At 49.4% G+C, this 14,128-nt stretch carries 10 protein-coding genes; 1 reads left to right on the top strand and 9 read right to left on the bottom strand.

Annotated elements, in window-relative coordinates; genetic code table 11:
* Nucleotides 1-11: 11 nt before the first annotated feature.
* From GWR21_RS30305 to GWR21_RS30345, 9 genes are all read right to left on the bottom strand, one after another.
* Nucleotides 12-4,898: an Ig-like domain-containing protein gene (locus tag GWR21_RS30305; protein WP_162335430.1), complete on the bottom strand. Its 4,887-nt coding sequence runs from the start codon at nucleotides 4,896-4,898 to the stop codon at nucleotides 12-14.
* A gap of 282 nt (nucleotides 4,899-5,180) precedes the next feature.
* Complete coding sequence (locus GWR21_RS30310; RefSeq protein ID WP_162335431.1) at nucleotides 5,181-6,365, bottom strand: acyltransferase family protein; 1,185 nt, start codon at nucleotides 6,363-6,365, stop codon at nucleotides 5,181-5,183.
* 37 nt (nucleotides 6,366-6,402) lie between these two features.
* Nucleotides 6,403-7,044, bottom strand: a complete 642-nt coding sequence (locus GWR21_RS30315) for a hypothetical protein (protein ID WP_162335432.1) — start codon at nucleotides 7,042-7,044, stop codon at nucleotides 6,403-6,405.
* A 188-nt stretch (nucleotides 7,045-7,232) separates the two neighbouring features.
* Entirely contained in the window at nucleotides 7,233-7,895 is a 663-nt protein-coding gene (locus GWR21_RS30320) for a hypothetical protein (protein WP_162335433.1), read from the bottom strand.
* Nucleotides 7,896-8,071: 176 nt separating this feature from the next.
* The gene (locus GWR21_RS30325; protein ID WP_162335434.1) at nucleotides 8,072-9,676 is read right to left on the bottom strand and encodes an alpha-N-arabinofuranosidase; all 1,605 of its coding nucleotides are present in this window, start codon (nucleotides 9,674-9,676) and stop codon (nucleotides 8,072-8,074) included.
* Between the two features lie 74 nt (nucleotides 9,677-9,750).
* On the bottom strand, nucleotides 9,751-10,926 hold the full coding sequence (locus tag GWR21_RS30330; protein ID WP_162335435.1) for a tetratricopeptide repeat protein: 1,176 nt from the start codon (nucleotides 10,924-10,926) through the stop codon (nucleotides 9,751-9,753).
* 64 nt (nucleotides 10,927-10,990) lie between these two features.
* Nucleotides 10,991-11,152 carry a hypothetical protein gene (locus tag GWR21_RS30335; protein WP_162335436.1) on the bottom strand — a complete coding sequence of 54 codons (162 nt, stop codon included), beginning with the start codon at nucleotides 11,150-11,152 and terminating at the stop codon, nucleotides 10,991-10,993.
* Between the two features lie 168 nt (nucleotides 11,153-11,320).
* Nucleotides 11,321-12,442, bottom strand: a complete 1,122-nt coding sequence (locus GWR21_RS30340; protein WP_162335437.1) for an acyltransferase family protein — start codon at nucleotides 12,440-12,442, stop codon at nucleotides 11,321-11,323.
* 140 nt (nucleotides 12,443-12,582) lie between these two features.
* A complete protein-coding gene (locus GWR21_RS30345; protein ID WP_162335438.1) occupies nucleotides 12,583-13,491 on the bottom strand; it encodes a ClpXP adapter SpxH family protein in 909 nt (302 codons plus the stop codon).
* Between the two features lie 190 nt (nucleotides 13,492-13,681).
* Between GWR21_RS30345 and GWR21_RS30350 the strand changes: the two genes are divergently transcribed.
* A complete protein-coding gene (locus GWR21_RS30350; protein WP_162335439.1) occupies nucleotides 13,682-14,011 on the top strand; it encodes a winged helix-turn-helix transcriptional regulator in 330 nt (109 codons plus the stop codon).
* The last annotated feature ends 117 nt before the right edge of the window (nucleotides 14,012-14,128 follow it).

Consider the following 14,128-nt stretch of genomic DNA (forward strand, 5'->3'; position numbering starts at 1 on the left):
AGATAAGTTGTTTAGAATAAAGTAACATTTCCCTTAAAGGTGTAAGGCACACCGTTTTCGCAGATCACATCTACCGTATAGATGTATACGCCTGTATCAGCCGGTTTACCATTGACACGTCCGTCCCAGCCGAAACTGGTATTGTTCGGTGGGAAATTGCTCCGTTCAAACAATACCTTCCCCCAGCGGTTGAATATCCGGAATGATTTGATGCTGTTGATACCGGTAGCTCTGACGATCAGCCTTCTGTTCTCCGGGATCTCTCCGGTAGGCGCAAAGGCATTTGGAATAAAGACCTGCGACTCCTGACAGAACACCCTTATACAGATCTGATCACGCGCTTTACAGCCAAAGGCATTCGTTACTTCCACCTGGTAGCATATATCGTTTTTAATAGTGGCAACAGGCGCGCTGCATAGTGCGTCATTGCACCGCAGGTCCTGTGCAGGTGTCCAGGTATATTGCGTGACCGGTGACACACCTGGCGCATTGGCATTGCTGATCGTAGTGGTGAGTGGGAACAGATACCCTGTAGGCAGGCTCACTGTATCCTGTGGTAAGGTGACAACCGGATAAGCACCTACCTGTATCATCGTATCGGCAGATGCGGCGCAACCCGTTTCTGATGAAGTGACTGTCACCGTATAGATACCGGCATGAGTGACCTGTACATCATTGATCGTTACGGCAGGTGTATTAACCGGTAATCCCGGACCGGGGCCCTTCCACAGGTAATTCAATGATGTATTCCCGGGAATGGAACTGAACGCCTGTAATACCAGGTCATCACCCACACATAAAGGCGATCTCGTTGAAATAACCGGCAGGGAAGGACCTGCTAAGATCTTTACTTCAATTTCAGCCGGCAGGGAGATACAGTTGTTCTGCATCGCATACACAACGTAAGTACCTGCATCTGTAGTGGTGACGCCCGGGAAACTCACCACAGTGTTCCGGCTGGTATCAGCGAAGGTGCCGAATGCAGGACCTGCCCATACGTATTCGACAGGGCCGTTCGCTTCACTGGTAGCAGAGAGGGCCGTTAACGTCAGCGTTGCGCCTGCACACAACGGCGGATTATAACCCGCTACTGGTTGCGCCGGTGGCGAAGGGTCTTTCAATACAAAGACATCGGGGATCTTTTGTGCCATACAACTACCCGCGGTCTCCACATATATCTGCGAATAGGTCCCGGCGGTCAGTGGTACGGTGATGTTACCGGATGCATCTGTCCGCGTCTCATATGTGTAGGGCAACTGGAACTTATTATAGTGTACGGTGACCGGCATATCCGGTACCGCAGCGTTATTCAGGTCGAGTACATGCAGGTCGATACTACCGGAAGGTACGCCACATCTGGAAGGGTTGCTGGCAGTGGCACTGGTGATTTGCAGGGTCGGATATACGATGGCGACCACCGGTGCTTTCGGACTCTCACATCCTTCAGCGTTGGTCTGACTGACATAGTAGCGGTAAGTAGCAGCAATACCTGTAGTGATCACCGGAGGGGTGGCGAGCGGCTGCTGATCATTGTCATACCAGTTGATCGTATTTCCCGGCGCTGGCGTTACCCATAGGGAAGCGGAAGGCATGCCCATACAGAACTTGGCGGTGTCTGTTACAGGTGCAGCTGTGACAGGTTTGACGGTGAGGTTCAGATCGTAGGGCGCACCGGAACAGGGAACTGCCGCCGGATTCACAGGAGTGACACGGATGGTGAGTACCTGGTTGGTAGTGCCGGTATTGGTAAACGAAAGTGATATCGACGGGCTGACACCATTGGCAGTACCCGAGCTGACGCCGGCCACACCGGTAGGAAGTGCGCTCATAACCGTCCAGTTGTAGGTAGTGTTATTGACCGTGGATGTTGGCCGGAAGGAGGCTGTACTACCCGAACAGATCGCCTGTGCCGCAAGCGGGAATGAGATGACCGGTGCCTCATTGACAGTCACTGCCGCAGTAGCCGTATAACCCGGGCAAGGTGCTGACGGTGCGATGATGTATTGCACGGTGTATTGGCCGGGTGTGCTGCGCGACGGATCGATCTCTCCGGTAGTTGCGTTGACAGACAGTCCGGTACCGGCACTGAAGGTGCCACCTCGTGTACCAGAAAAGGTGACCGGCTGTGGCATTGCGTTACTACCGCAATAAGGTGACCCGGCATAACTGATGGTGGCTGCAGGGGTACTGTTGACCGTTACGGTCGTTGTGGTACGATACTGCGCACAGCCGCCGGTGCCAGCTACGGTGTAGGTAATGGTATATGTGCCGGCGACAGCGCCCGCTGGCGTAAGTGTGCCCGTTGTTGCATCAATAGGCAGGCCACCGGCGGGGCTGATAGTATAGGTACCTCCGGATACACCGGTACGCGTGGGCGTTACCGGCAGATTAGGTGTGCCTGTTGTGTTGGGCATATTACATAATACGGCAGGTTGATAGGTAATAGCAGCAGTAGGCGCCTGTGTGAGGGTTACCTGTGTGCTGGTCGTGAAACCCGCGCAGGGGGGCGATGGCGCAATGGTGTAGGTCACTATATAGGTACCTGGTGTACTGCTGCCAGGTGTGATAGCGCCGGTGGCGGCATTGATGGCCAGACCAGTAGCGGAAGAGAAGGTACCGCCGGCGTCGCCGGTCAGGCGTACACTGGTAACACCATCCGCAGAACATAGTGCCGGATAACTGATCGTCGCCGAAGGCGTACTGCTGACAGTGACAGTGGTACTGGTCACGTAGTCCGGACAAGGTGCCGTACCCGGTATGGTATAGCGAATGGTATATGTACCGGCTTGTGCGCCTGAAGGTGTGAGCGTACCGGTGGTAGCATCTACAGAAAGGCCGGTGGATGGAGAGATCGTATAGCTGCCACCTCCGGCACCTGTTCTGGTAACACTTACCGGTGGATTAGGTGTTGTTGCCGAATTGACCACGTTACATAATACAGACCGGCTATAGGCGATGGTTGCAGTAGGACTGGCCGTCACATTGACCTCTATGGCTGCCCGCTGACTTTCACCGCAGCCTGTTACCTGGCTGACATAGTAGGTGGTGCTGCCGGCAGTAGCGGTAGACGGTATAGGCGGTGTATTGGAGCCGGTGCCACCATTCGCGGCAGCGTACCATAATAGTCCGGTGCCGTTTGCTGACAGGGCACTGGCCTGCTGGTACTGGCAATAATTGACAGGCGAGGTTACCGTTGGTGGGCCTGCCAGTTCACTGACAATAACGTTGATCGCTGCCCTGGGACCTTCACAGCCGTTGACCGTCTGACTCACATACCAGGTGAAGGCACCTGGGCTGGTGGTTACCGGTGTGGGTGCGGCAGAAGACCCTGTGCCGCCGCTGGCAGAAGTATACCAAAGCAATCCTGTGCCTGTCGCGGTTAATGGGGTGGCCGCCTGAGTACGGCAAAGCCCTACAGGGGAATTGACGGTGGGTGGTTGCGGCAGTGGATGGACGATGACAGTGATGGCGGCTCTCGGACTTTCACAATGATCAGGTAGTGTCTGTGTGACGTAATAGGTGAAAGTGCCTGGCCGGTTGGTCGCTGGTGTAGGCGGTGTAACGGCGCCTGTGCCGCCGCTGGAAAAGCTATACCATAACAGGTTGGTGCCTGTGGCGGTCAATGGTACTGCAGACTGGTCTTCACAATAGGTGACCGGGGCCGCTGCTACCGTAGGCGGAGGGGAGACATCCCGTATCACGATCTGCCTGGTTTTTACATCATCCCCGCAGGCGTTATTGGTAGCGGTCAGTTTAACAGTGTAGGTACCTGCACCGGGAAATGTGTGACAGGCAGGAGTTCTGTTTGTAGACGTAGTGCCATCTCCGAACTCCCATAGGAAGTTCGTATTCCTGTTACAGCTGGTACCACCATATCCATCCTCTGTCAGGTTGGTGAAGCAGACGGGCGTATTGATACAAAGCGCCTGCGGCGTACTGAAATCGGCCACCGGCTTTTTCCGGATGATGATCTGGTCGAGTGTATAGGTGGTGGTAAAACAACCGTTGCTCACTTTTAGTGTGGCAGTAAAGTCCACTGCCGGACATGAAGAGACGCTGTAGGTATGTGTAACGAGATGCGTTGTTTGGGTGGGATTGAGCGGATGTTGTAATACGAGGGGCGGGGTGCGGTCACCGAAGTCAATTTCGTAAGTGGTACCAGGGGTGTTATTGAACCAGTTACCTATCTGGAATTCTATCGGCGCTGGTACGCATAGTCCGGTGGTAGAGGTAGATGTACTGAAGCTTGCGAGTGGGTTCTTTCCATTGTAGAACTGGTATGTCCTGGTTTGTGTACAGCCATTGGGAGGCGTGATCGTGATCGTCACCGGGAAATACCCCTGTGAGTTATAGGTATGACTTACTTCTGCGTTTGCCGGCCAGGTACCTGGTGTAAATGCAGGTGATCCATCTCCCCAGTTGATGCTGTAAGTACTATTGGGTTCCGGCGTAAGTGAGCTATTCGCTACACGCAGGGTATAAGATAAGCTGCCGTCACAGTTGGAGAATTCAGCGTCTTTTGTACCGACGTCCTGTAGTTCCGGTCGGGGAATGGGCCTGATGGTCAGGTTGCCTGTGGCGGTGGCAGTACCATCAGGCGTCGTAACAGTGATGCCGCCTGTCGATGCACTGGTGGAGACAACTGCCGTAATAGTCGTCGGACTGGTAACGGTGAAACCCGCTGCATTGGCGCTACCTATACTGACAGCGGTTGCCCCGGTGAAGTTGGTGCCGGTAATGGTAATGGCTGTTCCCTGGCATACATTCCCCGGTGTAAAGCTGGTGATCGTTGGTGCTTGTCCGAAGGTATACAGCGAGCAAAGGAAAAAGACATTAAATAAAATAAATAAGTTTACGCAGTTGTGGGATAAACGACATGTAGGGGCAAATAATCGCATAAATAGTTGTTGCTGTTAGGGACCTAACCATAACATCCAGGTAGGTGATTATGTTCATCAGGTCAGAAAAAAAGAGCAATCTTTTGTGTTAGTGATGTCATATGCCGGTAGGGTCTTTGAGATAGGCACGCACGATCCGGTAGCTGTGTGGCATGGGGGAATGTGTGTCTGGCATACAATGGTGTTTAGGGGTGATAAAAAAATTGCCAGGAAATACTGTAATTCCCTGGCAACAACAATATGGAGCGTAGTCATGACGTGCTGCGTCATTGCCATGCAGGATCAGGCATATCGCTGAATGATCTTTATTCTCCGCAGCAGGATACTCAGTCCCCAGCTCAGGCCCACCGAAGAGGAGAAGGACAGTGAAAATTTCACAATGGCAGGTAACGGTACATCGAGCAGCGCGAATTGTGACCAGATGACGAAGATGTAGTGGATGAGATAGATCAGGTACGCATTGGCCGATAGTGAGTCCATCAGGGGAACAGCGTTGTTACACTTCGCCCGGAAGGTGGTCAGGAAGGCCAGGCAACTGCATACGCAGGAGCATACATACACGGTGAAATAGATCATATATGCGACAATGGGCGACAGTGATCCATTCAATGCCAGCTGTCTTAATGGCTCATAGATAGTGTTGATGGTGATCAGGGAGTACGCAATAAAAGCCAGTACAATCCATAGTTTCCATTTGCGTGTCAGGGCGGCTGTCTCCGCGAAAAGGCCCTGCTGAAAGTTATCACTACCTACGATTGTGCCGAGTATGAAGTAGGCGAAGTAGAGCATCACCCTGCTCAGCTGAAAATCAAAAGGTCCCCATCCGGTCCAGGTACCCATACCTACGATCATGGCCGTGGGTACATACGTGAGCCAGGTGATCAGGATAAACAGACCAATGAATAGCAGCGGACGTTCACCTAACGACTGTATGACCTTACCTGTCCGGCTGTAGAACGATCGTAACAGGGGATAGGTAACGGCAAATATGGTATTGAAGGCGAACAGTACCCAGATAAACCACGGCGGGCCTACCGGCCATTGTTCAATGGTAAAGAAATCTACCACATAGTCAGCGACGTTCCAGCTATGATGTGCCAGATAATATGCCGGAAAATGCGCTATGAGCATGAATAGGGATACACTGATCATGAAGGGTAACAGTAGTCTCAGGAAGCGGTCTTTGATAAACGCAACCACACCCTTTCTGGCAATGCTTTTGGTGAGGAACAGTCCGCCGATAAAAAACATCAGCGACATAAAAAAGATATCATTGAAGTTCTCAAAGATATCAAGCCCTATCCATCTCCTGGCATCCACGACAGGATGCGTAGAACTGATATAGGCGTTTGCGTCGAAAGCCGCAAAGGTAGTATAGGCGAGCGAGCAATGGTGAGCGACCACCAGCACAGTAATAGCGCTGCGCAGATAATCTATCCAGTTGTCGCGTTGGAGATGGTTGGTCATAGCCGGGTGTACATGATGTTAAGATAGTATTTTTTGATCACCAGCTGATGTGAAGAATGCTGTGCCCTTCTACAAAGTTATCCAGGAAGTTTTGCTGAAAGTTTTCTGCCCTCCATTTGTAATCTTCGTTATTAGAGTCATCCAGGTGGCCGAATAACCGTATCACATCTTTTCTGCTGAAGTAGGATCCATCATTTCGGAAATCATCATAGAAACTGCCTTTCACACCTTTTCGCTGATAGCCGATCTCTTTATAATAAATGATCTTTCTTTTTTCGTAGGTCATTGCATACGATATAGCAGTGTAAGAGAAGTTAGCTGTTGTCAGCATCCCTGGATGCTCGAATTTACGTTGCGTGCTGAAGGTATAAGTGTCATCCGGATCGAGACTATAACGCTTTTCAATCTTCGAGATGTCTGTATTGAGCATGAACGTTTTGTAGATGAGCGCCACTTTGTGCTCCGGGACGTCATTACTCTCCTGATATAGTTGTAGTTGTTGTTCAGTGTCAAAGATGATGATCTCAAAATACGTTGCAGGTTCAATGATGGTGTTGATCAGGTGCTCATTGCGGTGGATGATCTCAGGAAATACTTCAAGGTCTTCCAGATAATAGAAGGCATTGTATGCTGGTTCATATTTCTCAGTAAGGGTATAATGATATAGGTCTAGTCCCATTTTATTGCAGGATGATACTATTAATTATTTCCTGAAAGATACTGTTTTCTGATAGTTTTAAAATGCAAAACCGGCGAAGGTAATCCCTGCGCCGGTTTCATCTGCTCCGCTGTTCTATGTCTGTCAGACAGTACTATAATCAAAATAAGTTACTAGTACTCAGTTATTATTAGAATAATAGATCGTGCTTATTGTCCCATGAATAATTCCCCCATTCCGCTGTCTATCCAGCGCTGTTTGGTGCTTAGTTTAAAAGGCTCCATGGCTGGGATAGTACGTTCCCGCAGGTTGACAGCGGAGAGTAGTCCCATGCCCAGTTTGACAGTTACACTGAGGAAAGTGCTCAGGTAGAGTAGTGTGTCAATATCGTCCTGATGCAGGGAGCTATCGGTGATGACTGCTTTGGTAACTTCCTGTAGTAGTACCTGTACCTCTTCCGCTGAGACCCAGCTGATGATGCCCATACCTTCTGCGCAGTAGATGGAGGAGTAGTTCATATTGCCAAGTACATTCATGATCCTGCGGCCTTCCGGGCTAAGTTGAATGTCGGGCAACCAGTGATAGAAACTCCTTTTTCCTGTAGAGAGATAGGGATGGTAATCGGATACCGTAGAAAAGATCAGCAGTTCGAAGAACATGCCCAGGTCATACCCCCAGGGTTTATCGGACATAAAGGTCTGCTGGTGCTGCATGTAGTTTTCCTCATAGCCCGGATAATTCCGGTAGCCGTTTTCCATCTGGCTAAAGAGATAGACCATTTCTCCAAACGTAGGTTTGTGCTTTGTAAGATAGATGGAGGTCTGGTTGTATATATCCCAGATCCTGAGATCCTCCCTTTGCACACTGGGCATGAGTATATCATTAAATTTTTTTTCATCAAATAGGTGCAGGGTATGCCAGTCGCCCATAAACAGGTAGTGTTATTGTAGGATAGTGTAATGTACAAGCGCGCCAGCTACAGCCAGACGCGCTTGTGTAAAGATATTATTTATTCAGAGATGTATGACGTAGCATGGCAACGCCACTATCATTTATGAGATACATTTTTAAATCGGATAGCTGTCACGGAATGTGCCGGGAAGGTATAGCTGGTGAATGGGCCGCGTAGTTGCTTTTCGGTTTCGGTCACCACATTTTTCGCCGGATTATCTAATGTATTGACCGCGTCAATGCCGGCAGCATTCAGCTCATAAGCTGTAACAGGCGTGTATTTAGTGTCAATGCTCCTCAGGTCTGCTTTGATGGCCAGTTCCGGATGTCGGTTCACGGCAAATATTACCAGGCTGCCATCTGCTTCATGCATGGTCACTGCCACGTCTAATGCTTTGGCATCTTTAGATCCGGGTACCTGTAGGTCGGGCGTGGTGACAGCCGCTTTCAGACTGATATTACCGGCATGCCGTCTGTAGAACTGCATAGGGTAGTAGATGGTCTGGCAAACGGAAGCCGTCTTGCTGGTCATGATAGGAGCCAGTACATTGACTGTCTGCGCCCAGGTGGCCATACCTACAATAGATGCCTGTCTGATCATGATGTTGAAGAATGTGGCGGTGCCGAGTGCATGTTCCCAGGTATAATATTCTTCCAGCTGATACGCGCCGGTGCCACCTGGTTCCCAGATACCCAGTTCATCGATAGAGATCTTCACGCCGTTTGCCCGGTGCGGGAACCGGTACCACTTACTGAAGTCGGTGACCTTTTCGGTCGTATGTGTCTGTATCTGTCTTTTCAGGGTCAGGATCAGTTGCTCCATATTGTCCACCTGCGGAAAAAGGGAGGCTGGTTTTGTCTTGTCAGAGCTTACATAGTGGTGCATGGAGATGTAGTCGCACACAGGCCCCATTTCCTTCAGCACATGGTCATTCCAGGCATCATCTGCCCCACATAGCACGAGCTTGGCGTCTTTGTCCTGGAGCTTGATAGCTTTGGTATACAGCCAGGCTTCTTTGACAAACTCCTTTACGTCCTGTAAACGGCCAATATCAGGGCCGGCAGCTTCCTCATTTCCTATACCCCAGTACTTTACCTTAAACGGATCGGCATGCCCGTTTTTACGGCGCATATTGGCATAATAGGTATCCTGGGTACCATTGCAGTATTCTACCCAGTTGCCCGCTTCTTCTGCAGTGCCAGTACCCATATTGACAGCAAAGTAAGTATCTGTGTTCAGGAGCCGGGCGTAGGCAACCGCTTCGTCTGTACCGAAGTGGTTATCTTCTACGCCTCCCCAGATGAGGTTCGGCCGGCTGCGTCTTTCACTCCGGGGGCCTACACCATCCATCCAGCGATAGATCTTGGTAAAGGTACCACCAGGATAGCGCAGGATGCTGGGCCTTAATCCGCGGATCTTTTCCAGCACGTCTTTTCTTATGCCATTGGCATCGGACAGGGGAGAGCCCTCTTCGTAGATGCCGCCATTGACTGCCCTGCCCAGGTGCTCGATAAACTGTCCGTAGATGCCATCATCGATCGCTCCCTCCGGGTGAAGGAAATCTATTTCAATGCTTGCATTCAGGGGTACGCTACGGCTGATAGAACGGGCAGCGGCGAATGCACTGCCTTTTAATGCGAGGCCTAATCCGCTCACCCCTATCAGACCGATAAAATTTCTTCTTGTTACCTGCACATTCATGTGGGAGATATTGATTGTTCACTGATGAACAACAAGATGGTGAAATTTCAGGAGAATACATAAACAACATTGGTTTAATCCAGTTCTTGCAATAATTCAGCTATTTTCTGCCGGTACATGGCATATAAAGGTTCATTATTATAGTATAATGCCTTTTCCAGGTTGTGCCGGGCTTTCATTTTATCGCCTGTCTCTTTGTAAATGAGCCCGAGTTGATGATATGCGTTGTAATGGCTTTTATTCAGCATAAGGGATTGTTCGATCGCTGCGATACCATCTTCTACCTGACCAAGCTTGTATAGGGAAAATCCAAGATTAGCAAGGGCGTCATCGTTTTCCGGGTCGAGCTGTAGTGCCTTTTTCAGATGCACCTGGGCTTCTTCGTATTGCGACTGCTCCGAAAGATAGTAGCCGAGTAGGTTCAGATCGAACGCGTTGTCAGGATCCATTGCGAGACGCCTTTTGGCTTCGTTGATCATATATGATTCATCGCCGTTTTCTGCTGCAATGAACCCTAACATGTAGCGGCAGTTTTCATGATACGCGGGCTCGTCAAGTAAACTTTCCAGTATGGGCGATGCGGTATCAAAATCTCTTTGCAGATAGCGGGAGAGGGCGCTGAAATACAGACACTCTTTATTATCTGGTTCGACCGCCAGCATTACTTTGCACAATGCATACATTTCCTCATACCGGTCATAGCTTTCAAGTATGGAAACAACGGTCAGCAGCTTCTCACGGATCTGTTGGCGATTGGCTTCACTGAGGAAGGACCATGTCCTAGGTAGAATAGTTTCTTCCCATTCCAGCGGGAGTTCGGGCAGACTAGCCTCCGCACCATAATGTTGAGATAGCACCTCCTGCATCAGTATTCCCCTTTTGTTAAGAAATTCTCTTACAGGATTGTGAAAGGCCAGTAATACAATCAGTACGTCTACCGTGTTTATCGCTTCGTATCCTCTGGACATAGCTAATACTTCCGCATGGGCGAGGATGTTTTCTGCTACTACTGTTAACGGCAGAGAGTCATCTATATCGCCTTCCTCATCAGGTTCCAGTTCTTTTCTCGATATCTCCTCCCATTTCTGCTGGTCAACATCCTGCAGATATTTGCTCGCAAGGCATGGTGACCTCAATATGGATGCTAGTAAGTGATGGCTATGGATATAGTAGTGTTTGAAGTCTATGGAAACCTCACGGGAAAGTTGAATGACTTCCTCTAACTCCTTGGTCATGGTAAAATCATGCATAGTATCATGTGTTTTTATTATTTCAGATGAATCCAGCGAAGCCTGGATACAGGTTCGTAATCCTTTATCTCCAGTGGTGTCCATACCACATCCGGCCCATCATGCAGGTTGCCAATGTAAAAGGAAGTGTAGTAGTCGCATCTACGGTATCGTTTACCGGATGTCCTTCCTGTATGAGGTACCCCCATCTGATGACATCTATTGTCTCCAGATAGGGGCGTGCCATACAGGGCGATTTTAACATTGCCAGGAATAAATGATCGATGTGTATATATCCATGGCTATACGCCACGGCTGTCTCGCGGGAGACATGCATAACTTCTAACGCCTCTGGCGTGAGTCTTTTATATAAATAATGCATAGAATAGGGATACACTTAATATGCCTGATATTATCAGGCTTTTATTTTCTTCTTCAGCCAGGCTCTCACCGGTTCATCATAATACTTCAGACTTAAATAACCCACTGCCACAGACACGATGAAAGTCAGTATACCATACGCCACGCCTAAGGTCATAGGGAAATCAGGGCCTTTATATTTAGCCACCCAGCCGGTGTAAATATAGATAAAAGGATAGTGTGTAATGTAAATAGGATAAGACAGGTCCGCCAGGAACTTACAGATCCTAGACTCTTTTGCACCGTTTACCTGTCCGCTGGCACCCAGGTAAACGATGAGCGGGAACACCAGCATGATGACCACCGACTCATAAATACCATTCATCCACAGATGATCGGCGCCGCCGATACGGGGAATGGCCAGCACGATCGTCAGTAGTACACCACACCAGAGGAAGGCATTATGAATGCGTGTAGGCGTTGTGACACGTGATAATAACAATCCGCCGAAGAATGGGAACATCAGTCTGGTAAACCCTATACGCAGTTGTTCCGGTGTAACGGACCATCCGCCGATCACGTCGCCGGTCGGTCCGAATACCGTGTAGTGTATCAGTGCGATACCGGAGATGGCGACCAGTATAGATAAGGCTGTTTTAGGCAGCTTTCTGATACCCAGGGCGTACAGGATATTTGCGACATATTCGAAGAACAATGACCATGCTGGTCCATCCAGCGGATGCATTTCCTGCCAGCCCCTGATATCCATAGAAACGGGTATAGGGATCAGTGTGAGACCGATCAGTGCTACCAGCAGCAGCTTACCTACCGGCACGGTGTGAATGGCCGGGAAGACAGGGGAGTCCCCGAAATAAAAACAGACCGCACCGATGATCGTCCCCATGATCACCATCGGCTGGAGGCGTTCCAGCCTGCGTTTGAAGAAAGTACCAATGGTCAGTTTTTCCCAGCGGTCGTCATAGGCATACCCGATGACATAACCGGATAACAGGAAGAAGAAGTCTACGGCAAGGTAGCCGTGATTGATCATCAGGTCAAGGTGACTCGTGGAATACGCTTCAAGAATGTGGAATATCACTACGATCAATGCGGCTATGCCACGTAAGCCATCCAGTACCAGGTAGTGAGGTTTGGTTGATAACGGTTGAGTACTCATAGTGGCCGTCAAGATATACAGAAAAATCTTCAAAAGATAGTCTTTTATCACTGCCGGACTAAAAAGACCAACGCAGGCAAATCAATGCCTGCGCTGATGTATGCGATGTTTTGGGGCATGGCTGTTGTAAGGAGGGATGCTTATTTCCGGGTCCACAACGGGCCATTTTTGGAGTTGAACTTTTCCAGTAGTTTCTTATTTGCAAGATCTTCGAGAATGGCCCCACTCTGCGGTATTGTCTGGCCGCTGAGTTCTGCGAACTCTCTCGTGGTCAATGTCCGGAACTGTCTGAACAATGCCTCCCAGGAGTGATCGCTGGTGGTCTTCTGCGCATCGGGTACCAGTTTCAGGATACTGTTCTCAAAAGACGCATAGGGTTTAGCCCCGTAGACCATTTCCTGGTGGCCGCTGTTGCTGGTCACAAACAATGTAGGAAAACCTCTTACACCATACTTTCGTGCGATGCCCAGGTCCTCCTGAAAACGTTGTACAGCAGAGGTTTTAAAGTCAGTTTTCAGCCTGGCTGTATCCAGTCCCGTTTCCATTGCTGCCTGACCAAGATATTCCCATTTAGTGATATTCTTTTTCTCCAGAAATACCATTTCCCTGATCCTTCTCATGAAAAGCTGTGCTTTCTCTTCGTCCTGCATCTGTGCAGCTTTGAAGGCAATGGAAGGAGGATAAGAGGACGGCAGCGGGTCTTCCAGCCATACGTCTCCATCGATAGGCATCTGGTAATACTGACTGACCTCATCCCAGTGGTGGGCTACGTCAGCAGGTTTACTGATGCCGCCGCTGTTATAACTCCAGTCTGGCAGCAGCCCGCCCATACGATATTCAATTTCTATATAGCTGCCGTACTCCATTTTTAATTTGCGCAGCTGCGGCTCTATACCCCAGCAACTGGAACAGATAGGATCGGTAAAATATATGATCTTGACAGGTTTGCTTTCATTGTTCACTGCAATAGCGGCCGTCCCGCCGGTACGGCCAGGCATTTCACATACGCCGGTCTCCGGGTCGCATAACAGCGGATTATTTGTTTTCATCTGATGAGTTTGAGCTTGACACGTTGAAAAAATAAGTATAGTCAGGGATAGTAGGAACTGTTTCATTGTTCGTTCACTTTTTGCATAAATTCTCCTTTTTACCAAAGTCATCCGCGCTATTGATCATTTTTGCAATATTTTAATGCAAATTTGCCAAGATGAAATTCATCCAGCAATAAGTCAGAAAAACATGACCACTAATAAAGAGATAAAATGCCAGCCTGAATGTGATGCAGAGAAGCTGCTGAAGCTGCTTTCCGGAAAATGGAAGCCTCAGATATTTAAACTGGCGGTCGCTGGTCCGCTCCGTTTCAGTAACCTGTTGCGTGAGATTCCCGGCTCCAATAAGCAGTCACTGTCAGTGGCCCTGAACGAACTGGTAGAAGAGAATGTACTTGAAAAGATAGTGGTGAAGCAAAAGCCCTTACATATCGAATACCTTTTTACAGACAGGGGCCGCTCACTGCTAAGTGTATTCCATAACCTGGAGGCTTTGGCCGGTTCGGAAGAGAAGAAGTAGAGCCATCCAACCCGCGGCCGATCAGCCACCCGACAGTGTATCAGTTCGTATGTATGACAACGTGCTGATACATTCTTTGTGTAGTTACAGCGTTGTAATTTCCCCGGAAAAACCTTA

It is taken from the genome of Chitinophaga agri, assembly GCF_010093065.1.
GTDB classification, from domain to species: Bacteria; Bacteroidota; Bacteroidia; order Chitinophagales; family Chitinophagaceae; genus Chitinophaga; species Chitinophaga agri.